General features: G+C 61.9%; 23 protein-coding genes. 12 read left to right on the top strand and 11 right to left on the bottom strand.

Annotated features, from left to right (window positions below; translation table 11 throughout):
- Positions 1 to 31: 31 nt before the first annotated feature.
- Complete coding sequence (locus tag LNV09_RS11090) at positions 32 to 1,036, bottom strand: Gfo/Idh/MocA family protein (RefSeq protein WP_263557147.1); 1,005 nt, start codon at positions 1,034 to 1,036, stop codon at positions 32 to 34.
- A gap of 104 nt (positions 1,037 to 1,140) precedes the next feature.
- Here LNV09_RS11090 and LNV09_RS11085 point away from each other — a divergent pair, with 104 nt between their 5' ends.
- Together LNV09_RS11085 and LNV09_RS11080 are read left to right on the top strand one after the other, a co-directional pair.
- Complete coding sequence (locus LNV09_RS11085; protein WP_263557146.1) at positions 1,141 to 2,346, top strand: multidrug effflux MFS transporter; 1,206 nt, start codon at positions 1,141 to 1,143, stop codon at positions 2,344 to 2,346.
- A gap of 75 nt (positions 2,347 to 2,421) precedes the next feature.
- Entirely contained in the window at positions 2,422 to 3,426 is a 1,005-nt protein-coding gene (locus LNV09_RS11080) for a carbonic anhydrase (RefSeq protein WP_263557145.1), read from the top strand.
- A gap of 20 nt (positions 3,427 to 3,446) precedes the next feature.
- On the opposite strand, the gene LNV09_RS11075 is transcribed toward LNV09_RS11080, so the two are convergent.
- From LNV09_RS11075 to LNV09_RS11055, 5 genes are all read right to left on the bottom strand, one after another.
- The gene (locus tag LNV09_RS11075; protein ID WP_263557144.1) at positions 3,447 to 4,181 is read right to left on the bottom strand and encodes a substrate-binding periplasmic protein; all 735 of its coding nucleotides are present in this window, start codon (positions 4,179 to 4,181) and stop codon (positions 3,447 to 3,449) included.
- Between the two features lie 31 nt (positions 4,182 to 4,212).
- Positions 4,213 to 6,522, bottom strand: a complete 2,310-nt coding sequence (locus LNV09_RS11070; RefSeq protein ID WP_263557143.1) for an ATP-binding protein — start codon at positions 6,520 to 6,522, stop codon at positions 4,213 to 4,215.
- 133 nt (positions 6,523 to 6,655) lie between these two features.
- Complete coding sequence (locus LNV09_RS11065; RefSeq protein WP_263557142.1) at positions 6,656 to 7,225, bottom strand: DUF1415 domain-containing protein; 570 nt, start codon at positions 7,223 to 7,225, stop codon at positions 6,656 to 6,658.
- Entirely contained in the window at positions 7,218 to 8,306 is a 1,089-nt protein-coding gene (locus LNV09_RS11060; RefSeq protein ID WP_263557141.1) for a M14 family metallopeptidase, read from the bottom strand. The genes LNV09_RS11065 and LNV09_RS11060 overlap by 8 nt, the downstream gene beginning before the upstream one ends.
- Complete coding sequence (locus LNV09_RS11055) at positions 8,303 to 9,499, bottom strand: M20 aminoacylase family protein (protein ID WP_263557140.1); 1,197 nt, start codon at positions 9,497 to 9,499, stop codon at positions 8,303 to 8,305. The genes LNV09_RS11060 and LNV09_RS11055 overlap by 4 nt, the downstream gene beginning before the upstream one ends.
- 167 nt (positions 9,500 to 9,666) lie before the next feature.
- Between LNV09_RS11055 and LNV09_RS11050 the strand changes: the two genes are divergently transcribed.
- Genes LNV09_RS11050 through LNV09_RS11040 form a run of 3 tightly spaced genes read left to right on the top strand, consistent with a single transcriptional unit; the run spans position 9,667 to position 13,089 of the window.
- The gene (locus tag LNV09_RS11050) at positions 9,667 to 11,709 is read left to right on the top strand and encodes a molybdopterin-containing oxidoreductase family protein (protein WP_263557139.1); all 2,043 of its coding nucleotides are present in this window, start codon (positions 9,667 to 9,669) and stop codon (positions 11,707 to 11,709) included.
- Positions 11,706 to 12,764, top strand: coding sequence for an aminopeptidase (locus LNV09_RS11045; RefSeq protein WP_263557138.1), 1,059 nt, complete (start codon positions 11,706 to 11,708; stop codon positions 12,762 to 12,764). Before LNV09_RS11050 ends, LNV09_RS11045 begins: the two co-directional genes overlap by 4 nt.
- Before the next feature lie 4 nt (positions 12,765 to 12,768).
- The gene (locus LNV09_RS11040) at positions 12,769 to 13,089 is read left to right on the top strand and encodes a polyhydroxyalkanoic acid system family protein (RefSeq protein WP_263557137.1); all 321 of its coding nucleotides are present in this window, start codon (positions 12,769 to 12,771) and stop codon (positions 13,087 to 13,089) included.
- A 53-nt stretch (positions 13,090 to 13,142) separates the two neighbouring features.
- Here LNV09_RS11040 and LNV09_RS11035 read toward each other — a convergent pair whose 3' ends face one another.
- Positions 13,143 to 13,394 carry an acyl-CoA-binding protein gene (locus LNV09_RS11035; RefSeq protein ID WP_263533809.1) on the bottom strand — a complete coding sequence of 84 codons (252 nt, stop codon included), beginning with the start codon at positions 13,392 to 13,394 and terminating at the stop codon, positions 13,143 to 13,145.
- A gap of 116 nt (positions 13,395 to 13,510) precedes the next feature.
- Between LNV09_RS11035 and LNV09_RS11030 the strand changes: the two genes are divergently transcribed.
- Positions 13,511 to 14,929, top strand: coding sequence for a wax ester/triacylglycerol synthase family O-acyltransferase (locus LNV09_RS11030; protein WP_263557136.1), 1,419 nt, complete (start codon positions 13,511 to 13,513; stop codon positions 14,927 to 14,929).
- A gap of 8 nt (positions 14,930 to 14,937) precedes the next feature.
- Here the strand turns inward: LNV09_RS11030 and LNV09_RS11025 are convergent, their stop codons facing one another.
- The 3 genes from LNV09_RS11025 to LNV09_RS11015 all read right to left on the bottom strand — a co-directional run bounded on the left by LNV09_RS11025 (position 14,938) and on the right by LNV09_RS11015 (position 16,936).
- Positions 14,938 to 15,288 carry a hypothetical protein gene (locus LNV09_RS11025; RefSeq protein WP_263557135.1) on the bottom strand — a complete coding sequence of 117 codons (351 nt, stop codon included), beginning with the start codon at positions 15,286 to 15,288 and terminating at the stop codon, positions 14,938 to 14,940.
- 203 nt (positions 15,289 to 15,491) lie between these two features.
- Entirely contained in the window at positions 15,492 to 16,265 is a 774-nt protein-coding gene (locus LNV09_RS11020) for a hypothetical protein (protein ID WP_263557134.1), read from the bottom strand.
- A gap of 17 nt (positions 16,266 to 16,282) precedes the next feature.
- Entirely contained in the window at positions 16,283 to 16,936 is a 654-nt protein-coding gene (locus tag LNV09_RS11015; RefSeq protein WP_263557133.1) for a TetR/AcrR family transcriptional regulator, read from the bottom strand.
- A 171-nt stretch (positions 16,937 to 17,107) separates the two neighbouring features.
- Here LNV09_RS11015 and LNV09_RS11010 point away from each other — a divergent pair, with 171 nt between their 5' ends.
- From LNV09_RS11010 to LNV09_RS10985, 6 genes are read left to right on the top strand one after another with little or no spacing between them, the layout of a single operon-like run.
- A complete protein-coding gene (locus LNV09_RS11010; protein WP_263557187.1) occupies positions 17,108 to 18,025 on the top strand; it encodes an ABC transporter ATP-binding protein in 918 nt (305 codons plus the stop codon).
- Complete coding sequence (locus LNV09_RS11005; RefSeq protein WP_263557132.1) at positions 18,022 to 18,795, top strand: ABC transporter permease; 774 nt, start codon at positions 18,022 to 18,024, stop codon at positions 18,793 to 18,795. Before LNV09_RS11010 ends, LNV09_RS11005 begins: the two co-directional genes overlap by 4 nt.
- Positions 18,796 to 18,832: 37 nt before the next feature.
- On the top strand, positions 18,833 to 19,099 hold the full coding sequence (locus LNV09_RS11000; RefSeq protein WP_263557131.1) for a BolA family protein: 267 nt from the start codon (positions 18,833 to 18,835) through the stop codon (positions 19,097 to 19,099).
- Between the two features lie 57 nt (positions 19,100 to 19,156).
- Positions 19,157 to 19,795 carry an ATP phosphoribosyltransferase gene (gene hisG, locus LNV09_RS10995; protein ID WP_263557130.1) on the top strand — a complete coding sequence of 213 codons (639 nt, stop codon included), beginning with the start codon at positions 19,157 to 19,159 and terminating at the stop codon, positions 19,793 to 19,795.
- A gap of 12 nt (positions 19,796 to 19,807) precedes the next feature.
- A complete protein-coding gene (gene hisD, locus LNV09_RS10990; protein WP_263557129.1) occupies positions 19,808 to 21,136 on the top strand; it encodes a histidinol dehydrogenase in 1,329 nt (442 codons plus the stop codon).
- The gene (locus LNV09_RS10985) at positions 21,133 to 22,002 is read left to right on the top strand and encodes a substrate-binding periplasmic protein (RefSeq protein ID WP_263557128.1); all 870 of its coding nucleotides are present in this window, start codon (positions 21,133 to 21,135) and stop codon (positions 22,000 to 22,002) included. The genes hisD and LNV09_RS10985 overlap by 4 nt, the downstream gene beginning before the upstream one ends.
- 53 nt (positions 22,003 to 22,055) lie before the next feature.
- On the opposite strand, the gene LNV09_RS10980 is transcribed toward LNV09_RS10985, so the two are convergent.
- Complete coding sequence (locus LNV09_RS10980; protein ID WP_263557127.1) at positions 22,056 to 23,621, bottom strand: methyl-accepting chemotaxis protein; 1,566 nt, start codon at positions 23,619 to 23,621, stop codon at positions 22,056 to 22,058.
- Positions 23,622 to 23,760 lie beyond the last annotated feature (139 nt).

Raw genomic sequence — 23,760 nt, 5'->3', positions numbered from 1 at the left:
ACCGCCCGAGGGCTGGTCCCGAGTAGCTCGGTCACCAACTGTTTGAGCGGGTTTGCAGCATGGCCTCAATGGTCTGCTGCACGGCCAAGGCTTCGGTATATCCCGGCAGACCATGCGGGCGGCCTTCGATCAGGGCGACCCACTGGTCGAGTTGATCAAGCTGGCCGGCTTGGCGCAGCTCACTCGCATCATTCGTTGGCCCTGCAAGTAACTGGCCATCAGCGCGGCGCTGTTCAATGCGGCTGAACCATTCGCTCATTGAGATTTCGCCTGCGTCGGCGCACCAGCGCATGGCGTTATGGTCAGCTTGGGCGCCGCCCACCAGACCCTGGATGTGTATCTTGACGCTGCCGGCTTGCAGCTCGGCCTGCAGCCCGGTTTCGGCGCGGTGGCCGTCGCTGGGGTAGTCGACTTGGCTGCGGACCAGCGTCGCCGGCCCCAGCACGCGCTGCAGGGCAAAGATGAAGTGCGACAAAACTTCGCGGCTGAAGCCGCCTTCGATGCGCTCGCTCAGCCAAGCACCGGCGCCCGCCTGCCAAGGCCTGGGCCAAGCGGCAAAAGCCAGCGCCAGCTCCACCGTTTGCAAGCTGCCCAGCTCACTGGCCCTGCCAGAACCGAAATGCTGCTGCAGCAAGGCCAGCCCCGGTGAGGAGGCCAAGGCAAAGTTGACCGCCGCTCTATGGCCTCGGGCCTCGATGCGATCGATACAGCGTCGCGCGGCCTCAAAATCCACCGTCAGGGGCTTTTCGCAAAACACTGCCAGCCCGGCGTCAAACGCCAGCTCAGACAGCGCCATATGCGGTGCCGGTGGCGTGGCGATGTAGAGGCTGTGCAGGCCGGGCGCGGCGATCAATTGCGCCGCGCTGGTGGCGGCCTGCAGCGCCGGGTATTGCTGCAAGGTCTGCGCAATGGCCGCCGGATTGGCATCCCATACAAGGACCGGGTTCAGCCTAGCGTGTGCGGCCAAGCGCGCCAGCATGCGCTGCCCCATCACACCCAGGCCGATCACGCCGATGTTCAGTTGCGGAAGAGTCATGGTTTGTTCGCAGAGCAATAGCCTTGAAGCGTGCGAGTTTAGGGCCACGCTTACACTGACAGACTGCTCAGTTCGGCCGTTTGTTCGCGCCACACCCATCCTCTATGAATCCAGAAGCCGGTCATTTGTGGCGCGCCCCGCGTTGGGCCTTGGCCGTTTTGTTGGCGGGCCTGGGCATGATCGGGCCGTTTTCGATCGACACCTATTTGCCTGCTTTCGCCGGTATCGCGGCGGCCTTGCACGCCACGCCGGTCGAGATGCAGCAAACGCTGTCGAGCTATTTGTTCGGCTTTGCGGTGATGAATCTGTTCCATGGCGCCTTGTCCGACAGCTTCGGGCGCCGGCCGGTGGTGCTGTGGGGCATGGCGGTGTTCACGCTGGCTTCGGTCGGTTGCGCTTTGTCGGGCAGCATCGGGCAGTTGGTGTTCTGGCGTACGGTGCAGGGCATGTCGGCGGGTGCTGGCATGGTGGTGTCGCGCGCCATCATTCGCGATATGTTCCCGCCGTCCGAGGCGCAGCGGGTGATGTCGCAGGTGACGATTTTCTTCGGCGTCGCGCCGGCCATCGCACCGATGATTGGTGGCTTTTTGTTTGTGCACACCGACTGGCACGCGATCTTCTGGTTTCTGGTCCTGGTCGGCGTGATTCTCTTCATGGCCAATTGGCGCCTGCTGCCCGAGACCTTGCGCGCGGATATGGTGCAGCCCTTTCATGTGCGGCCCCTGCTGCGCGGCTATTGGCAGCTCTGCTCGAACCGGCGCTTTATCCTGCTGGCGCTGGCCAGCGGTATTCCATTCAATGGCATGTTTCTCTACGTCTTGGCTGCGCCGGTGTTTGTCGGCGAGCATTTGAAGCTGGCGCCGACTCAGTTCTTCTGGTTCTTCTGCTTTGCGATTGGCGGCATCATGGCCGGCGCTTGGTTGAGTGGACGCTTGGCCGGCAGGATCAAGCCCAAGCAGCAGATTCGGCGTGGCTTCATCATCATGTTCGTGTTCTCCTCGCTCAATGTGTGTCTGAATTTGCTCCTGCCGCCAAGCCCGTTCTGGGCCTTACCGGTGATCGGGGCCTTCTCCTTCGGCTGGGCCTTGATGGTGCCGGTCGTGACGCTGCTGGCGCTGGACGAGGTGCCCGAGCGGCGCGGCATGGCCTCCTCGCTGCAGGCCTGCATTGGCAGCGCCGCCAACGGCGTGGTGGCCGGCGTGGTGGCACCCCTGGTGATGCACTCCACCTTGGCGCTGGCGCTGACGTCGATGGGGCTGATGAGCATTGGTCTGCTGGCCTGGCTGGCGGTCAAACGGCAGCTCAAATAGCCTCGCCGGCTCAAGCTTGCGCCAATTCGACCGAAGACTTGGGCGTCAAGGCGCACCGAGGTGCGGGAGCATCGCATGGAAGAAAAAATCACTGTTTGTCGGCGACCCTGGGTTCGCCTGGTCTTGCTAGGTCTTGTCTGCGGCGCCATCAGCCTGGCGTCGGCCAACGAAGCCAAGCCCAAGGCCGCAGCCCCTGCAACGCCTGTGGCCGGGGAGGAGTCGCTGGATGTCTTGCGGCAGCGCCTGGCCGAGCGCCTGAGCAACAAGGCCGACGGACCTGCGCCGGGCATGAAGGTGACGGCCACCGGCGGCCATGAGGAAGCGGGCAAGTCCGCCAAGGCTGGCAATAAGGCCGGCAAGAAAGCCGAGCCAGCCGCCCATGCTGCCACTGAGCATGCCGCACATTGGGGTTATGTCGGCGAAGGAGCGCCCGAGCGTTGGGCCGAGCTGAGTCCGGAGAACCGTCAATGCGCAATCGGCACCAGGCAAAGCCCGATCGATATCCGCGAGGGCATACGGGTCGAGTTGGAGAAGATCAATTTTGACTACCGGCCCAGCAATTTCGCGGTGCTGGACAATGGCCACACGATTCAAGTCAATGTCGCGCCCGGCAATGCCCTGCAGGTGATGGGGCGGCGCTTTGAGCTGCTGCAGTTTCACTTTCATCGCCCCAGCGAGGAGCGCATCAACGGCCGCCAATACGATATGGTCGCGCACCTGGTGCACAAGGATGCCGACGGCAAATTGGCTGTGGTGGCCGTGCTGCTCGAGCGGGGGCGCGATCAGGCTTTGATTCAAAACATTTGGAACAACCTGCCGCTTGAAAAAGGCGAGGCTTTGGCGGCGCCGGGCTTGCTGGATTTGAATCAGCTCCTGCCCGATGACCGCAGCTATTTCACGTATATGGGTTCGCTGACGACGCCGCCTTGCTCCGAAGGCGTGCTGTGGATGGTGATGCGCAGCCCCGTGCAGCTCTCGGCCAATCAGATTTCCATCTTCTCGCGCTTGTATCCGATGAATGCGCGGCCGATACAGTCCGGCTCTGGGCGCCTGATCAAGGAGTCATCCGGAGGTCCTTGATGCCTGTTGGCATGCGCAGGCTAAGGCGTGTAGCCAAACCCAGCGTAGATCTTCTTGATCACACCTTGTTTGTCCAGGCTGATCAAGCTGGCATTGAGGCGTTTGACCAAGGCATCTGGCATTTGCGCGTTGCAGGCCAGGTACATATCGCTGCGGTTGAAATTGAGCATCGGCGCGATCCCTTGAATGCCCTGCTGCTGCAGTCGGTACTGACCAATCAGGCGGCCAGTGGCCCAGTAGTCAATCCGGCCCATTTGTAGCTTCTTAGGGTTGACATCATCCGACGACGCCACATCTACCCGATGGCCGCGCGCCTGCAGATAACTGACGATGGCGTCGCCTTGGTAGCTGCCTATGCGGGCCTCCATCAACTCCTCCAGCCGGGTGGGTCGTGGCTCTGGGACGGTGTCTGTCAGTGCGAACAAGGCCCAGTCGTTATAGACCAGCGGACCGATCCATTTGTAGTGCGCCTCCCTCTCTGGCGTGCGTGACATCGAGTAAACGCAGGTGTTGGGCTGGGCGCGTGCCATGGAGATCGCACGCGCCCAGGGGAAGATGGTCACATCATGAGCCAGCCCGGCCTCGGCCATCAAGGCTTTGACGATCTGAGTCGAGATGCCGCCGACTTGCCCTTTTGCGTCGCTCATGTTGTAGGGTGGGTATTCCTCGGTGACCAGGCTGAGATGCTGGGCCATGGCCGGCGCCATCAAACCCAGGCCCAGCAAGCTCAGAGCGGTAACGATGGACTTGCGCATTGCCAAGCTCCTGATCCGTGATGGCGTGAACTCAGAGTGTGCGATTTTTCTCGCTGCGACTCAACCACATATGCAAGGTGGCAAAAAGCTGCTCCGCGACCACTGGCTTGGCCACATGGTCGTTCATGCCGGCATCCAGGCAGCGCTGGCGCTCTTCGGCAAAGGCGTTGGCCGTCATGGCCAAAATGGGCGTGTGCTTGCCCCGCGCACTGCCGCGGATAGCGCGGGTGGCGGCCAGACCATCCATCAGCGGCATTTGCACGTCCATCAGAATCAAGGCGTAGTCGAACTCACTGGCCATGCGCAGCGCTTCTTGCCCATCGCCGGCGACGTCAACGATCAGGCCGGCGCTGCCCAGCATCGCCACCGCCACCTCTTGGTTGACCGCATTGTCTTCGGCCAGCAGCACGCGCGTGCCCTTGAATTGCTGCAGCAACTCCCGTGCCGCCATGCCGCGCGAGGCTTGCGCAGGAGCGGCCAGCGAGGGCTCGCTGCTCTTGTCGACCTTGAGCGTGAACCAGAACCGGCTACCCGCCCCAGGGCTACTCTGCACACCGACCTCGCCATGCATCAAGTCGGCCAAACGCCTGCAAATGGCCAGGCCTAGACCGGTGCCGCCATAGCGGCGTGTGGTGGAGCTGTCGGCCTGCTCGAAATCTTGAAACAACCGGGCTTGCGCCTCTTGGCTGATGCCTATGCCGCTGTCTTGCACCTCAAAGCGTAGCTGCAATGCCTTGCCCAAATCGGCCTCGATGTTGGCCGCCAATTTGACGCTGCCCTGGTCCGTGAATTTGACCGCATTGCCGGCGAAGTTCAGCAAAATCTCGGTCACGCGTTGCGCGTCGCCGGCCAAGATTTGGGTCGCCAGCAACTCATCCACCTCGACCACGACTTGCAGGCCCTTTTCGCTGGCGCGCTGGGCCAACATGCTGGATACGTTGTCGAGCACTTGGGCGACGTTGAAATCGCTGTGGGCGAGTTGCAACTTGCCCGCCTCGATCTTTGAGAAATCCAGCACGTTGTTGATGATGCTGAGCAAATGCTCCGCTGCATCGGCGACCTTTTGCAGCCGCTGCTGCTGGGGCGGCTCGGTGGCTTCGCTTTGCACCAAATAGGTCAGGCCGATGATGGCGTTCATAGGCGTGCGAATTTCATGGCTCATATTGGCCAGGAAGGCGCTCTTGGCCAGGCTGGCCGCTTGAGCGGCCTTGGTGGCCTCGGCCAGCTCGGCGGTGCGCGCCTCGACCAATTCCTCCAGATGCAGACGGTACCGCACCAACTCCAGCGCGTCACGGCGTTGGTGCGAGATATCGGTCAAGAAGCCGTGCCACAGCACGCTGCCGCCCGGCTCCAGCTGGGCAATGGCATTGCCATAGATCCAGCGTTCGCTGCCGTCGTCTTGATGCGCTCTGAACTCTTGCTGCCAAGGCGTCAATGCGCGCGCTGAAGCCAGCAAGGACTCGCGCACCAAGGTGCGATCTGGTGCTGCAATTTGCTCGAACCAAGGCTCGGCGCTCAACTCAAGTTTGGCGCCAGAAAGATTGAAATAGTCCTTCACCGCCTCGCTGACATAGGCGAAGGAGAATTGGCCGTCCTGTCCCAAGCGCAGCTGGTAGACCACGCCGGGCACCGTCTCGGCCATGCCGCGCAGGCGTTCGATCAGCGCGCGCTGTGCATCGAACTGCTGCTGCAGCGCGTCACGCATATGTTCGAGGTGGCCACCTAGCAGGCCAATCTCGTCTTTTCGGCCTGGCGGCAACTGAGCCGAGAAGCGGCCTTGCGCGAGATCGTTGGCGAATCCACCCAACTCGCGCAATGGGCGCATCAAGCGGGAGTTCAACAAGGCCAGGATCAAAGCCAAGGAAGCCAGCAATTGGCCGCCTACCGTGGCGCCGTAAAGCCAGCGCTGACGGGTCAAGGCTGCGGTACTGAGGTGGTCGTCAACCTCGATGCGCAAATGCCCGATGCGCGCCACGCCGCGAAAGATTTCGCGCTCGCCTTTGACGCTGAGGCCTTTTTGGCGTTCGGGGAAGCTCATTTCGATGAAGGGCGCACCCTGCGAGGCGTCGCGCACCGTCACCCGCACCACATCCGGGGACTTCATCACGGCGGCCACCACCTCGCGTGCGGCCACTGTGTCCAGATTCCACAGCAGCTCGGGCAGGCTGCTGACCAGCACGTCAAGTTTTGCTTCGAGCTCGCGCTGCAGCGCCGCCTCGGCCGCCTGCGGTTCGCGCAGGCCAATCAACAGTCCGCCTACGATCAAGGCCGGCAGCAACAAGCCTATGCTGGCGCCGAGCGCGATCGCGACAAACAGTGAGCTGGATTTTGTTCTGCTCAATAGGGCCTCTTCAGTCTCGTCGGACGCCGCAGCGTGCTTGCTCAGTGTGCGTTGATTTTCAAAGCCTTAGTCATTTCGTGGTGCGTCGATATGAGCTGCATTCTGGCTTGAATTGGCGCTCATACGAAAAAGTTCATGCCGGGCTGACTTTCAGACCCAGGGCGCGCCAGCCTTCCAGGCCCAATTTCTCCAGCGTCACCATATTGGCCTCGTAGATTGCATCGGTATCGGCCATGGTCTCGGTGGCGCGCTCGATACTCGATTCACGCAGGAGATGCAAGGTGGGGTAGGGCGAGCGGTTGGTGTAGTTGCTGATGTCCTCGGGCGCCGTGCCGCCGAACTGATAGTCGGGATGAAAGCTGGCGATTTGCAAGATTCCGTCTAACTCCAAGTCTTCGACCAGCGCATCGGCTGCGCCCAGGAAGTCATTGAAGTCGAGAAAATCGGTCAGTACCAGGGGGTGAATCACCAGCGTCGTCTCGATCTCGTCCGGGTCGGCGCGCATCAGGCTCAGCAACTCATGGGCCAGCTCTTTCAGCAGTGCTTCCGGCGTGGCCGCATCGCTGACCACATAACGCAGGCGTTGGTTGACATGCACGCTCTTGGCGAAGGGGCAGAGGTTCAAACCGATGACGGCTTTTTCCAGCCAGGCTTGGGTTTCTTGCTGGATGCTGGCGCTACGGGTGGGGTCGAGTTCAATCATCGCTTGTCAATCCTTTCAAGGCTTGACCGCAAGCCTGGCGGGCTTGGGTCAGCAGTTGCTGCTTCCAGTCGGCGGTGTCGACATAGAAGGCATCGCGAATTTGGCGTTTGATGGCCTGGGCCAGCGTTTCCGGCGCTTCGGGGTGCGCTTCCAGCCAATGGTCGGCGCGCAAGGCGTTCAGCATTTCAGGCAGCGGCAGCGTGCCAAATTCGAGCGCGATGCCGGTGTACTCGGCCGTCGGGAATAGCTCAGGCACCACGCTCCACATCAAACCGACCAAAGGCGCCGAGCTGGAGCTGCCATCCAACAAAGAAGTGACTTCCTTACCCCACCAAAGGCGCGCGCGGGTCAGTGAACGCCCATCGTCTTGGCCGGCAAAAATACGCTCGCCGTGGCCGCTGGGGCCCAGGCCGGTATGCAGGTCTATCCAGGCGATGGACTCGGCTCCTGCGGCCTGTTCTTGCAACACATGGCGCAAGGTTTGCTGGCTCCAGGTCGGGGCGCGGCCACCATAAAAAAGGCCCAACTCATGTTCATATTGACCGCCGGTTATGGCCTGCTGCTGGCCCTTGTCACCATGGCGCGCGGCATAGTCGGCCAGCACCGCCTCGCTGGCTGCGTTCGGTGGCCATTGCGCCGGCAGCAAGGCGGCCGCGATCTCGTCATAGCCGGCGTTGTGCGGCAGCGGCTGGTGAAAGTCGTGCCAGTTGCGGTTCAGATCAACGCCTTCTTGCGTGACCCTGCGCCACCAGGAAAAGCCGTGCGGGTTGAGCGCATGTAGGTAGAGCACGCACACGTCCTGGGCGGCGACCTCGGCCAGCCACGAGGGATCATTCAGCAGCCCGGTCTGTATGCCGCTGCCGGCAAAACCTTCCACACCGTGGCAGGCGCTGCTGATGATCAGCAAGCGCCTTGCTTTGCTGGGACCGTGGCGCAGCACATCCAGCGCCAGTCGTTCACCGTCGCGACCCAGCAAGGGATGCCAATGGGGCTCAGGGTCCAGGCCTGCAGCTTCGGCCGCGGCCAAAAACTTGGCCCGCGCTTGGGCATAGCTTTGCGAAAAGAAATCGCTGGCGCTCATGGCCTGGGGCTGTTCAACCAGTTTTCCGCCAGCCGCACCCAGGTCGAGCCGCCGAGCGGAATCAAGTCGTCATTGAAGTCATAGCTGGGGTTGTGCAAGGTGCAAGGCCCCATGCCATGGCCGCCGTCGCGGTGGCTGCCGTCGCCATTGCCGATCAAAAAATAGCAGCCGGGTTTTTCTTGCAGGAAGAAGCTGAAGTCCTCGGCGCCCATCGTCGGCTCGAATTCCTGCACATTGGCGGCCCCCACCATGGCCGTCAGGCTTTGGCGCACGAACTCGGTCTCCACTGGGTGATTGATGGTGGGCGGGTAGTTGCGCTTGAATTCAAACTCGCAGCGCAACTCGTAGGCTTGCGCCGTCGCTTCGGCCATCTGCTGCATGCGCCGCTGTATCAGGTCCAGCACCTCCAGCGTGAAGGTGCGCACCGTGCCTTCGATCACGCAGCTGTCCGGGATCACATTGGTGGCCTCGCCGGTGTGGATCATGGTGACGGAAATAACGCCGGCGTCGCTGGGCCGCTTGTTGCGGCTGATGATGGTCTGAAAGCCTTGCACCAGCTGGCAAGCGGCTGGTACCGGGTCGAGCCCCAGGTGCGGCATCGCCGCGTGGGCGCCCTTGCCGTGCAGGGTGATTTTGAATTCATTGCTGGACGCAAACACCGGCCCGCTCTTGACGGCAAACTGGCCGGCCGCCATGCCGGGCCAGTTGTGGGCACCAAACATCGCCTCCATCGGGAACAGCTTGAACAAACCGTCCTTGATCATTTCGCGGGCGCCACCGCCGCCTTCCTCGGCGGGCTGGAAGACCAGATAAATCGTGCCGTCGAAATTGCGTTCGGTCGACAAATGCTTGGCCGCGGCCAGCAGCATGGCGGTATGGCCGTCATGGCCGCAGGCGTGCATCTTGCCGGCATAGGTGCTGGCATGGGCGAACTGGTTGTGCTCGGTCATCGGCAAGGCGTCTATGTCGGCGCGCAAGCCAACAGCGCGCGCGGAGCTGCCGTTTTTGATGATGCCGACCACGCCGGTCGTGCCCAGGCCCCGGTGCACCGGAATGCCCCAGTCGCTCAAGGCTTTTGCAATCAAATCGGAGGTGCGCTGCTCCTGAAAGCATAGCTCTGGATGTGCGTGGATATCGCGCCGCAAGGCGGCAATGCCGGGCGCGTCGGCTAAGATGGAATCGATCAGCTTCATGGTGTCTCCGTGAGGGGTGCATAGCGGTCGCGGACCGAGCCAGCAGCCACTGTTTAGAAGTTTTCTAGCAGTTGCCTGGCAGTTTAATGCCGCAGGTGCCGCGAGGCTGCTTGCGCATTGATTGCCCTTTGCGCCAGTGTGAGCGGCCAATGTGCAATAGTTCGCTCATGCAAACCATCATCAAGGGTGCCTGCCCGCACGACTGCCCCGATACCTGCGCCTTGGCGCTGACGGTTGAGAACGGCCGGGTCATCAAGGTGCAGGGCCGCGCCGATCATCCCAGCACCCACGGCGCTCTGTGCACCAAGGTCTCGCGCTATGCCGAGCGGACCTATCACGCCGAGCGGGTCCTGCAGCCGCTGAAGCGCATCAGCGCCAAGCACGAGGCGCCGCGTTTCGAGGCCGTCACCTGGGGCGCTGCGCTGGCCGATATCGCCTCCCGCTTGAGCAATATTGCCCAGCGCGACCCGCAAGCGATCCTGCCCTACAGCTATGCCGGCACCATGGGTCTGCTGCAGGGCGAGGCGATGGCCGGGCGGTTTTTCAACCGCCTGGGCGCTTCGCAGCTGGACCGCACGATCTGTGCTTCGGCCGGCGCCGCCGCGCTGACAGCGACCTACGGCCACAAGCTCGGCATGCACTTGCCGTTCTTCGCCGAGAGCCGCTTGATCCTGATTTGGGGCAGCAATTCGATCGCCTCGAATCTGCATTTCTGGACCTATGCCAACCAGGCCAAGCGCGCTGGTGCCAAGCTGATTTGCATCGACCCGCGCAAAACCGAGACGGCTGACAAATGCCATCAACACATTGCGCTGATGCCCGGCACCGACGGCGCCTTGGCGCTGGGGCTGATGCAGCAGCTGATCGTGCATGACTGGCTCGACGATGCTTATCTGCGCGAGCATGTCGATGGCTGGGAGGGGGCCGGGGGCCTGCGCGAGCGGGCGCTGGCCTGGCCGCCCGAGCGGGTGGCCGAGGTTTGCGGCATCAGCGCTGACGAGGTGCGCGACTTGGCGCGTGACTACGCGCAGACCGCGCCGGCCGCGATTCGTCTCAACTACGGCATGCAGCGGGTGCGTGGCGGCGGCAATGCGGTTCGTTTGATCGCCTTGTTGCCTTGCTTGACGGGTGCTTGGCGGCACCGCGCCGGCGGGCTGCTCTTGTCCAGTTCGGGCTGGTTCGCACCGTTCAAAAACAGTGATCTTGAGCGGCCCGAGCTGCGCGCCAGCAGGTCCTCGCGCACCATCAATATGAGCACGATTGGCGATGATTTGCTGCGCCCCGCCGGCCCAGAGTTTGGCCCGCAGATAGCGGCGCTGATCGTCTACAACAGCAACCCGGTCGCCGTAGCACCCGAGTCGCCCAAGGTGGTCCGCGGCTTTCAGCGCGCCGATCTGTTTACCGTGGTGCTGGAACATTTCATGACCGACACCGCCGATCTGGCGGATTACGTTTTGCCAGCGACGACGCAGATGGAGCATCTGGACGTCCACACCAGCTATGGTCACACCGATGTCTTGATCAATGAGCAGGCGGTGGCGCCACTGGGCGAGGCCAAGCCCAATACGCAGATATTCCGTGAGCTGGCCGCCGCGATGGGTTTCACCGACGCTTGTTTTGCCGACAGCGATGAACAACTGGCCCGCCAGGCCTTTAGCAAAGACATCGACTTTGACGCCTTGCGCGCGCAAGGCTGGCAAAGCTTGCCGCTGGCCGAGGCGCCGTTTGCCAACGGGGGCTTCCTGACCGCCAACGGCCGGGCCCAATGTGGCGATGCGGATCATCTGGCCAATTATGAAAGTGTCGCCTCCAGCCCGGCTCTGGCGGCGCGCTTTCCGCTGGCGATGATTTCTCCGCCGGCGCGCAATTTCCTCAATTCCAGCTTCGTCAATGTGAAGAGTTTGCGCGATATCGAGGGTGAGCCTTTGGTAGAGATTCACGCGGCAGACGCCGCCGCGCGCGGGTTGGCCGACGGCGCGATGGTGCGCATCTTCAATGACCGGGGCAGCTACCCCTGCCGTGCCCGCGTCAGCGCCAGGGCAAGGCCCGGCGTTGTCAACGGCCTGGGTGTGTGGTGGCGCAAGCTCGGTGTGGCGGGCAGCAATGTCAATGAAGTCACGCACCAGCGCCTGACCGATATGGGCCGCGCGCCCAGTTTTTACGACTGCCTGGTGGAGATCGAAGCATGGGCCGGAGCGAGCGCCGAGTGAAGCTGGCAAGCTGGGGCCTCGTCGCGACATTGGCCTTGTTGACGGCCTGCACGCAGACCGCGTATCTGAGCCAATCGATCGGCGGGCACCTGAGCCTGATGGCGGCGGCGCAGCCGGTCGACAAGCTTTTGGCCGAGCCTGAGCTGGCCGCCGACTTGCGCGAACGCCTGCTGCTGAGCCAGCGCCTGCGGGCCTATTCGGTCGACACGCTGAAGCTGCCGGATAACGACAGCTATCGCCGCTATGCCGATCTGGGCCGCTCGGCGGCGGTCTGGAATGTGGTGGCCACGCCTGAGCTCGGTTTGACCTTGAAGACCTGGTGCTACCCCGTGATGGGTTGCGTCGGCTATCGGGGTTATTTTGACCGTGCCGAGGCGGACGCCTATGCGGCGCAGCTGCGTGCCGAAGGCTTGGAGGTTCTGGTTTACGGGGTGCCCGCTTACTCGACTTTGGGCTGGAGTAATTTTTTTGGCGGCGACCCGCTGCTCAATACCTTCATCAAATACCCGCCGGGCGAATTGGCGGGCATGGTGTTTCACGAATTGGCGCATCAGGTCGCCTATTCCGCCGACGACACCCAGTTCAATGAATCTTTCGCCACCTTGGTTGAACGGCGCGGTGCCGACGCTTGGTTGCAGGCGCAGGGCAGCCCGGCGGAGCGCGCGGCTTATAGGCTGCGCATGCAGCGGCGCGAGCAGTTCCGGGCCCTGACCGGCGACTACCGCCAGCGCTTGGCCGAGCTGTATGGCTCGCCTCAGAGCGAGGACAGCAAACGAGCGGGCAAGGCCAAGCTGCTGCAAAGCCTGCGCGAGGACTATGGGCGGCTCAAGGCCGAGGCCTGGGGGGGGGACGCATCCTATGACGGCTGGTTTGCGCGCGCCAACAATGCCAGTTTTGCGCTGCTGGCCGCCTATACGGACCTGACCCCGGCCTTTGATGCCTTGCTGGCGCGTCAGGGCCATGACTGGCCGCATTTTTATGCCGAGGTCAAGCGCCTCGCTGCCCTGCCCAAGACCGAGCGTCGATCTGAGTTATTGAAGCAAACAGGAGACTAACAATATGGCTGACATCTGCATCCACCGTGATCATGAACTGGGCTTGAAGCGCGCGCGCGAGATCGCTTGGGCCTGGGCCGAGCAAGTCGAGGCCAAGTTCGATATGGAGTGCACCGTGCTGGAGGGCGAGACCAGTGACACCGTGGAGTTCAGCCGCTCAGGCGTGAAAGGCCAGCTGATCGTAGCGGCCAAGCATTTCGACTTGAGCGCCAAGCTGGGCTTCTTGCTGGGTGCCTTTCGGGGCACGATTGAGGCCGAGATTCAAAAGGAACTCGACGCCTTGCTGAGTGCCGAAGCACCGAAAAAGCCCAAAGCCAAAAAATAGAGCCGAGCTGGCGGGCTCGGCTCGGCTTGGCTCGGAAGAGCTGAAGGACCGTCTTACTTCAGCGACTCGATCAAGTCGATATAGCTTTGCTTGGCTTCGTCCTGGCTTTGGCCTTTGAGCTCATTCCAGGCATCCCATTTGGCGCGGCCCACCATGTCGGTGAATCCGGGGCGTGAGCCTTCCACATCGCCGCTGCTGCCTTGCTTGAACAAGGCATAGAGCTTGAGCAAAGTCATATTGTCCGGGCGCTCGGGCAGTTGCTTCGATCCAGCAACGGCGGCGTCGAATTGGTCCTGAAGGCTCATGAATTCTCCTTGAGTAGTAGTAACAATCGGGATAGACAGCCTTGATGTTAACCAGCATTGTGTAGGCAGCACACACCAAATTCTAGGAGACGGTTTTGTCGCAAGCGATTGAACGCATGTCCAAGGTAGACACCGCTTGGCTACGCATGGACACCGAGTCCAATTTGATGATGATTGTGGGCGTTTGGTATATCCGCCCGTCCATCACCCTGGAGGCCTTGAAGGAGCGGGTGCAGGCCAGGCTGCTCCAATACACCCGCTTTCACCAGCGCGTGGTTGAGGATGCGCTGGGCGCGCAATGGGTCGACGACGAGGACTTTGATATTGACCGCCATGTGGTGGCCGAGGTCTTGATGCCCGTGCGCGGCAAGCCGGGCCAAGTGGGGCAGGATGCCTTGAAAGCCCGGGTGGCGGAGTTGGCGATGGAGCCGCTGAACGCGGCCCATCCGCTGTGGCAGTTTCATTTGATCGAGGATTTGGGCGGTGACGAGGAGCAGGGCTGCAGCGGCCTGATCATGCGCATTCACCACTGCATTGGCGACGGCATTGCCCTGACGTCCGTGATGATGTCCATCACCGACGGCGGCCGCACGCCGCCGAAGCGCCAGCAGCAGCCCCGCGATGACAAAGATTGGTTGACCGACAGCTTGTTGCGCCCGATGGCCGACTTGGCGATCAAGGCGATCGGGGCGGCGGGGTCCGGTGTGGCCAAGTCGGTCGAGGCCTGGGGCCACCCCCATCACCCGCTCGATGCTTCGGTGGACATGGCGCGGATGGGCTATCAAGCGGTCAATGATGTGGCCGCCTTTGCCTTCATGCCGGACGACTCCCACACGCAGTTGAAGGGCAAGCCCGGCAAGCGCAAATGCGTGGCCTGGAGCAATGATCTGCCGCTCGACGCGGTCAAGGCCGTCGGCAAGGGCCTGGGGGCTTCCATCAATGATGTCTTGCTCAGCTGTGTGGCCGGTGCGATAGGCAGTTACCTGCAGAGCAAGGGCGAGGATGTGGCGGGCAAGGAAATTCGCGCGATGGTGCCGGTCAATCTGCGGCCGCTGGCCAATAGTTACCAGCTGGGCAATCGCTTCGGTTTGGTGCCGCTGGTGCTGCCGATCGGCATCGACAATCCCATCGAGCGCTTGTATGCGGTCAAGGCGCGCATGAATGAGCTCAAGGGCAGCTTTCAGCCGGTGCTGGCTTTTGGGTTGTTGGCGGTGGCGGGCTTGTTGATCAAGCCGGTGCAGACGGCGATGTTGAATATATTCGCCAAAAAGGCCACGGCGGTGATGACCAATGTGCCCGGCCCGACCCAGCCGCTGCAGATGCTGGGCTCGCAGGTCGAGCGGCTGATGTTTTGGGTGCCGCAGTCGGGCGACATTGGTGTTGGCGTCAGTATCCTGACCTACGCCGGTCGGGTGCAATTCGGTTTGATTACCGACAGCACGCTATGCCCCGACCCCGAGGGCATCATCGACCGCTTTGAGCCGGAGTTCAACAAACTCCTGCTGCTGACGATGATGTTGCCCTGGGTTGAATAGAGCGCGAATTACTTGGTCTTGACGGCTTGGTCAGCCAAGTTTGGCTTGATATTGGGCTTGATATTGGGGCGGCCAGCGGCTGTCGGGTAGGCCGACATCACTCGGCTTGGGTCCACGCTGGCCAGGTAGCCGCTGTATTGCGCGTCGGTGCAGCCGATCAGCTTGCCGTTTTGCTTCTCACCGCGGTACTCGCCCTTGCTGTAGACAAATTGGTACTCGCTGGCCGCGCCGGCCTTGGCTTCGGTGACCGGTGCCATCTTGGCGGCACATTCAACCCGTAGCGCGGTGGCTTCCGGCGATTGCGCCCAAGACAAGGCGGCCAAAGGTGTCAGGATCAGGGCCAATACTGTGCGTTTCATGATGTCAATCCTCGGTGAAAAATTGCAGGGTGGGGCTGAATGATCGGACCGTGGGGCCGAGCCAATTCGGCAGCTCAGGGTGCACAGCTTAACCACAGTAGACTCGTCTTGCCACGCGCGAGTGCGGGGGGTAAGCGGGCTATTTCCGCCGCTAAACGTGAAAAACGGCACGGCGGTCATCGGTCCTGTGGCGATTCAGCTGCTCACTCTTCGAGTTCTTCGCGGGCCATTTCAACGTCCAGGCATTCCATGGCATCCATGGCTTCGCAAGCGGCCGCTTCAGCATAGAGTGCCTCGGCCTCCTTCATGCGTTTGTCGCCTTCCAGCATCACCAGGCCGTTGGCGCGCTCAATCATCGCGATGGCGCTGCTGGGGTTGAGCTTCAAGGCCTGCTCGAACATCTTGAGCCCGGTGGCGGTGTCGGCGCCCTGGGTGCGGCCCAGCAGCTTGCCCACCTTGTCAATCACCTCGGCGTGAAAAGCGCCCAGCGCGATATGCGCGTCGGCATGCTTGGGGGCCAGCGCTATCGTGGTTTCCAGCGCATGCTTGACCTTGCTGCCCAAACCCTGCGCCAAGGCCTTGGCGACGCTGATGCCCTGGCCGTAGCGGCCAATTGCATAGGCTTGCCAGTAATAGGCGTTGGCGTTCTTGGGTTCTTCGGCTTGCTGAGCGGCGGCGCGCTCGGCCACTTCCAGGAACATCTCCAGCTTGACCTTCTCCTTCTTCTCCAGGTAGTTGGCGTAGATTGCCTGCGCCTTGTTGGCAACGCTGATGCCGGCGCCTCCCGCCGCCAAACCAGCCTCGTAGGCCTGCTGAAACTCACCCGCATGGAAGTGGATCCAGGCCGCGACCACGGCCGCGTCCTTGGGCCAAGGCTCGGCGTCGCCGGTATGCAGCCGCGCCCAGTGCTTCTTCAGTGAGGCTGGGCTGTATTGAAAGGCGCTGTTGTCATGCGGGAAAGCGGTCCATTTGGCCATTTTTGTCTCCGTTGGTTCTATTGGTACTGATTGGCGAGTGCGAACAGATGCTCTTTTGAAGCCGGCTCCAAATAGGGCAGCAACAAGCTCAAGACATGGAAGGCGCCGCGCATCAGGGCCGGCCCTGCTTGGTCGGGCTCCAGCGCATGGCGGGGGTCACGTACATACTCGAAACTGAGCCAATAGCTCAAGAGCACCACCATCGCATTGGCGGTGGGCAGAGCCTCTCTTGCTTCCATCTTGAGCGCGCCGCCTCGCTGCAGGCCAGCAAGCACCTGGCGCATGGCCTGGGCTTTGTGCGTCAACACGGTTTGGAAGTGCATTTCCAAACGCCGGTTCTTGGACAGCAGATCGTTCAAGTCGCGGTAGAGAAAGCGATGCTTCCAGATCAATTCATAAAGCATGTGAAAAAACAGCCATGCATCTTCGACGTTAGCCACATTCTCTGCCGCAGCCAGCAAATCGATCAACTCGCGCTCATAGCGGTTGAACAGCGAGTTGATCAGCTCGTCTTTGGCCGGGTAGTGGTAGTAGAGGTTGCCGGGGCTGATGCCCAGCTCGGCCGAGATCAGCGTGGTCGAAACATTGGGCTCACCAAAACGGTTGAACAGATCAAGCGTGACTTCAAGAATGCGTTCGGCGGTGCGGCGCGGCGGTTTTTTTGTGGCCATGGGTCTGCTTGTCTCCTGGCTTGATTCTGGCATCAAGCTTGTCAATTGCTCTAGGTAATTGGCTCCATATCGATGCGTTCGTGGGCGGGCAACAACCCTGGCCGAGCGAGCCTTGCTGGCAGTTCCTACAATCGCATCATGCAATCACCAGCTTCCCCCCATGCCGGCACCATGCCGGCCATTTCGTTTCAGAACGTCAGCAAAACTTATCGTGGGGGTCAGGTCAAGGCCTTGGACGGTGTTTCATTTGATATCGCACAGGGTGAGTTCTTTGGGCTGCTCGGCCCCAATGGCGCTGGCAAGACCAGCTTGATCAGCATCTTGGCCGGCTTGTCGCAAGCCAGCGGCGGTCGCGTGCTGGTGCAAGGCCATGATGTGGTCAGCGATTTTGCCGCTGCGCGCCGGGCCTTGGGCATCGTGCCGCAGGAGCTGGTGTTCGACCCTTTCTTCAATGTGCGTGAGGCGCTGCGCTTCCAGGGTGGCTACTTCGGCGTGCATAACAACGAGGCCTGGATCGATGAGTTGCTGGAGAACTTAGGGCTGGCCGACAAGGCCAATGCCAATATGCGCCAACTCTCGGGCGGCATGAAGCGGCGCGTGCTGGTGGCGCAAGCGCTGGTGCACCGCCCGCCGGTGATCGTGCTGGACGAGCCCACGGCCGGTGTCGATGTGGAGTTGCGCCAAACCTTGTGGCAATTCATTGCACGCCTGAACCGCGAAGGCCACACCGTCTTGCTGACCACCCATTACCTGGAAGAGGCCGAGGCGCTGTGCGGGCGCATCGCCATGCTCAAGCAGGGCCGGGTGGTGGCGCTGGAGCGCACCTCGGAGCTGCTCAAGGGCCGCGCATCGACGATGCTGCGCTTCAAGACCGATGCCGCGCTGCCTGAGAGCCTGAGCGGGCAGGCCCGCCTGACCGGCCGCATTGTGCAGATCAAGGCGCATGACGCGGCCGAGGTCGAGACGATTTTGACCAAGCTGCGGGCGGCCAATTGCCCGGTCGAAGACCTGGAGATCGGCCGCGCCGATCTGGAAGACGTGTTCCTGGAAATCATGCAAGAAGAACAAGAAAAAGGGGTGCGAGCATGAGCGGCGCGATTCAATTGAAAGGCGCCGGCACGCTGTTTTACAAAGAAGTGCTGCGTTTTTGGAAGGTTAGCTTTCAGACCGTCGCGGCGCCGGTGCTGACGGCGGTGCTTTATCTGCTGGTGTTCGGCCATGTGCTGGAAGACCATGTAAAGGTCTACGGCACGGTCGGCTACACCAGCTTTTTGATCCCCGGCCTGGTGATGATGAGCATCTTGCAGAATTCCTTTGCCAACTCCTCCTCCAGCCTGATTCAGAGCAAGGTGACCGGCAATTTGGTCTTTTTGCTGGTGACGCCGCTGTCGCACTGGGCCTGGTTTGTCGCCTATGTGGGCGCGGCCATGGTGCGCGGTATGGCGGTCGGCCTGGGCGTGATGTTGGTGACGGTCTGGTTCGCGCCGCCGGGCCTCAGTGAGCCGATCTGGATCTTGCTGTTTGCGCTGCTGGGCGCGGCGATGATGGGCACCTTGGGCCTGATTGCAGGCCTGTGGGCCGAGAAGTTTGATCAATTGGCGGGCTTCCAGAACTTCATCATCATGCCGATGACGTTTTTGTCCGGCGTGTTCTATTCGGTCGGCTCGCTGCCACCGTTCTGGCAGGGCGTCAGCCATCTGAATCCGTTTTTCTACATGATTGATGGCTTTCGGCACGGCTTTTTCGGCGTCAGCGATGCCTCGCCCTGGCTGAGTCTGGCTGTGGTCGGCGGCAGCTTTTTGCTGGTGGCGGGCCTGGCCCTGGAACTGCTGCGGCGCGGCTACAAGATCCGCAGCTGAGTTGGCCCAATCCTTCACAAACTAGAATCCTCCCACTATGGCCGACCCTACTCCAGCTGAAGTTCAGCAATTCATTGCCTCCGGGCTGCCCTGCAAACACTGTGAAGTCGAGGGCGACGGGCGGCATTTCTTTGCCACCATCGTGTCGGCCGAGTTCGAGGCTTTGAGCCGCGTGCGCCGCCACCAGCGCGTCTATCAGGCCTTGGGTGAGCGCATGCGCGAGCAAATCCATGCGCTGTCGATGAAGACGCTGACGCCCGCCGAATGGGCCGCCGACCCGACGCCGCAGTCGTCGGCGCGCTGATCGCTCCTCACTTTCCGGCATGCCGGATAGCCCTGAATGCCAATGAGTGCCTCCCCCATGATCACCCTTGCCCTGTCCAAAGGCCGCATCTTTGAAGAAACCCTGCCGCTGCTCAAAGCCGCAGGCATTGAGGTGCTGGACAACCCGGAAACCTCGCGCAAGCTGATCCTGGCCACCAACAGCCCCGAGGTGCAGGTCGTGCTGGTGCGCGCCAGCGACGTGCCGACCTATGTGCAGTACGGCGGCGCCGACCTCGGCGTGGCCGGCCGCGACGTGCTGATCGAGCATGGCCTGGACGGCATGTATCAGCCGCTGGACCTGAACATCGCCCGTTGCCGCATGAGCGTGGCGGTGCGTGATGATTTTGATTACGCCGCCGCCATCAAGCAGGGCTCGCGCATCCGCGTCGCCACCAAGTACACGCAGATTGCGCGTCAGCATTTTGCCGACAAGGGCGTGCATGTCGACCTGATCAAGCTCTATGGCTCGATGGAGCTGGCGCCTTTGACCGGCCTGGCCGACGCCATCGTCGACCTGGTTTCGACCGGCAATACCTTGAAGGCCAACCACTTGGTCGAGGTCGAGAAGGTGATGGAAATTTCATCCCGCCTGGTCGTCAACCAGGCCGCACTCAAGCTCAAGCGCGAACCGCTGCGCCGCATGATCGACGCTTTTGCCGCCGCTACCACCTCATAAGTTCAAACCGTTATGAAGCTCCGCCACCTCAGCACCGCCGCCGCCGACTTTGAAGCCGAGTTTCAGCGCGTGCTGCATTGGTCGGCCGAGACCGACTCGGCGATCGAGTTGCGCGTGGCCGAGATCCTGGCCGATGTGCGCGAGCGCGGCGACGCGGCGCTGCTCGACTACACCGCCCGCTTCGACCAGCTGCAGGCCGCCAGCGTCAGCGAGCTGGAGCTGACGCGCGAAGAATTGAAGGCCGCGTTCGAGGCCATCACCCCGGCGCAGCGTCACGCCTTGCAAGCTGCGGCCGAGCGGGTGCGCAGCTATCACGAGCGCCAAAAGCAAGCCAGTGGCTTGAGCTGGAGCTACCGTGATGAAGACGGCACGCTCTTGGGCCAGAAAGTCACGCCGCTGGACCGCGTCGGCATTTATGTGCCGGGCGGCAAGGCAGCCTATCCGAGCAGCGTCTTGATGAACGCGATTCCGGCTCAGGTGGCCGGTGTGCCCGAGATCATCATGGTGGTGCCGACGCCGCGCGGCGAGAAGAACCCGCTGGTGCTCGCCGCCGCCTATATCGCAGGCGTCCACCGCGTCTTCACTTTGGGCGGCGCGCAGGCGGTGGCGGCGCTGGCCTACGGCACGGCAACGGTGCCCAAGGTCGACAAGATCACCGGCCCCGGCAATGCCTATGTAGCCAGCGCCAAAAAGCATGTGTTCGGCCAAGTCGGCATCGACATGATCGCCGGGCCCAGCGAGATTTTGGTCTTGGCCGATGGCACGACACCGCCCGTTTGGGTGGCGATGGATTTGTTCAGCCAAGCCGAGCATGACGAGATGGCGCAAAGCATTCTGCTATGCCCGGACGCTGAATACATTGCGCTGGTCCGCGCGGCTATCGACAAGCTGCTGCCCGAGATGCCCAGGCACGAAGTCATCCGCGCCTCGCTGGAAGGGCGCGGTGCGCTGATCCTGACACGCTCGATGGAAGAGGCTTGCGAGATCTCCAACCGCATCGCGCCCGAGCATCTGGAGGTGTCCAGCGCCAATCCCCATGCCTGGGAGCCGTTGTTGCGCCACGCCGGTGCGATCTTTTTGGGCGCTTATACGAGCGAGTCGCTGGGCGACTATTGCGCCGGGCCTAACCATGTCCTGCCGACGGCGGGCACCGCGCGTTTCTCGTCACCGCTGGGTGTCTACGACTTCCAAAAGCGCAGCAGCCTGATCGAAGTCAGCGAGGCCGGCGCGCAAAAGCTGGGACCTATTGCGGCCGAGTTGGCCTACGGTGAGGGGCTGCAAGGCCATGCCCGGGCAGCGGAAATGAGGTTGCAGACGGCGCTGAAGTCTCGCTCCGAATGAGTCTGCAGCGCCGTCAGTTTTTGCCGGCGCTGTCAGTGCTTTTGACGGCGGAAGCCACAGCGGCGCCGGCCTTGGCGCCGGCGCTGCGGGTGGTGTTTCCGCGCCCAATGCGCGATATCGACCCCAGCACCTGGTTCCCGCTGCAACTCTTGAAACTGGCCCTGGACGCTTCCGGCGTGCGTTGTGAGCTGAGCGCCTCCAAGGACGTGATGGTACAAAGCCGCGCGCTGAAGGAGTTGGAGGCGCAGCAGGATCATTTGCATATTGCTTGGTCAATGACCAGCGTGCAGCGCGAGCAAAACTTGTTGCCGGTGCGCATTCCGATCTTCAAAGGGCTTTACGGGTGGCGCCTGCTCTTGATCAAGCAAGGGCAGCAGGGCGCGTGGAAGGATGTGACCGGGCTGGACAGCCTGAAGCGATTTGCCTTGGTGCAGGGTCATGATTGGCCCGACACCGAGATCCTGCGTGCCAATGGCTTGACCGTGACCACGGGAACTTCTTTTGCGGCCTTGTTCAAGATGCTCGATGTCGGCCGCGCCCAAGGATTTCCGAGATCGGTACTGGAAGTCGGATGGGAGCAGGAGGGGCAAAAGCAGTTGTTCGCCATCGAACCCAGTCTGGTCTTGCACTACCCGACGGCGGTCTACTTTTTTGTGCGCCCAGGCGACCAGCGCTTGGCCGGGCTGGTTGAATTGGGCCTCAATCGCTTGCTGGCCAATGGTGGCTTTGACCGTTTGTTCGACACTTACCATTCGGAGTCGATTAACAAGGCGGGCCTGCATATGCGCCGTTTGATTGAGTTGCGCAACCCCTTACTGCCTGAACTGACGCCCTTGGCGCGCAAAGAGCTTTGGCGCTGGCCCTGACAGGCTCTGAGGGGCGGGGCCGCGCCTGTAGTCCCGCCGATTGGGTCCGTCGCTCAGAGCTTGAAGCGTTGGGCTGCCGAGTGCAAGTCGGCCCCTTCGGTCTGCAGTTCCGCAGATTCGGCGGCGGTGCGGTCCACCATGCCGCTGTTCTCTCGGATGCGGGTGGAGATGCCGTCCAGCAGTTGATGAAGGGCCGCGATCGAGCCCAGTTGCTGTTGCAACTCATGGCTGCTGCCTTGGATCAAGCGGCTGACCTCGGCGACTTGATCGACCATTTCATCAATCGTGCTGCGGGTATGCTGAACCGCGCCGGACCCGCGTTCGACTTGCGTGCTGCTGCCCTGGATCAGTTGCTTGATTTCCAGCGCCGCATCGGCACTGCGTTTGGCCAGCATGCGCACTTCGCTGGCGACCACCGCGAAACCGCGCCCGGCTTCGCCGGCCCTGGCGGCCTCGACGGCGGCGTTGAGCGCCAAGATATTGGTCTGAAAGGCAATGCTGTCGATCACGCCTGTGATGTCGGCAATGCGGCGGCTGCTTTGTTCGATTTCCTGCATCGCGGCCACGACGGCTTGCATATCGGCGCTGCCTTGGCGCGCCAACTCTGCCGCTTGGGCGGAGCGTTCATTGGCCTGCGCAGCCGAGCTCGCACCTTGTTTGGCTTGACCGTCCATGGCTTGCAGCGCTTCGCTGGCCTGCTCCAGGTCGTACACCTCCAGCAGCGCCCGGGCGGAGAGCTCGGCATTGGCTTGCGAGATGCTGTGTGAATTACCGTCGATGCGGCTTGCGCCTTGCTGCACCCGGGCGATCAATTCACGCAGCCTGATGACCATCAGGCTGATGTCGCGGCTCAAGCCCCGCAGTTCATTGCGATGCTGAGTTGTGCCGGCCTCGGCACTGTCGAGCGTTAGCTGGGCGCGCAGATCGCCGGCGGCCACGGTGCGCGCCACTTCGGAGGCCTGCAGCACCGAGCCCATGATGGCTTTTTGCAGCGCCCACATGCTACCTCCCACGCCCATTGCGGCAACACAGCCGACCAGCAGCAAGGCCAAGATGCCGTTTTCCCGGGCTTGGTTGAAGCTTTGGGTGGCCTCCTCGGCAAATGCGTTGCCTGCGCTGACCGTCGCATCGACAGCATGGCGGTGGGCCAGGTAGCTCTGATGAGCGCGCTGCAGGCCCGCTTTGGCGGCCTCGGTGTCATCGCGAATCAAGGGCTCCAAGACCTGGTTGCGGGCGAGTTCCAGCATTTGCTGGGCTAAATGATGTTGTTCACCCAGCAGCGATTTCTCCAGGCCGTATGGCGGATTGCTGCTCCAGTACTGCACGCGGGCGTCATATTCCGATTGCAGGCGCTTGAACTGCTTGGCCGCTTCGTCCTTGCTGATGCTGCCTTCCACCGCCTCGGACAAGAGCAGGCGCAACTCGATCAAATACATGGGTGGCGGCAAGACATCGGCTACCAAGTCTTTGGCAACAAAGCTGCGTTCGGCGTCGCGGTGCAAGCGCTCAAAACTGTAGACAGCCTGCAGCAGCAGCAGTGCTGTGGCGAGCACATTGGCGCCAATCATCAAGGCAAAACGGGTGCGCAGCGACTGGGCCGAAAGATCAAACCAAGGCATGGCGATTCCTATTGTGTTGGAGTGCTGCATGAGGCCTTGAAGACGAATGAGGCCGAGCCCTCGTTCAAAGTGCCACTTACTCAAGGATCGTTGTCGGCCATTTGGCTGCTTTCTATACCCGGACTTTTTATCAGTGACA

Source organism: Paucibacter sp. B2R-40 (genome assembly GCF_025717555.1).
In the GTDB taxonomy this organism is placed as follows: Bacteria; Pseudomonadota; Gammaproteobacteria; order Burkholderiales; family Burkholderiaceae_C; genus Paucibacter_A.
This window is presented reverse-complemented; position numbering and strand designations above follow the sequence as displayed.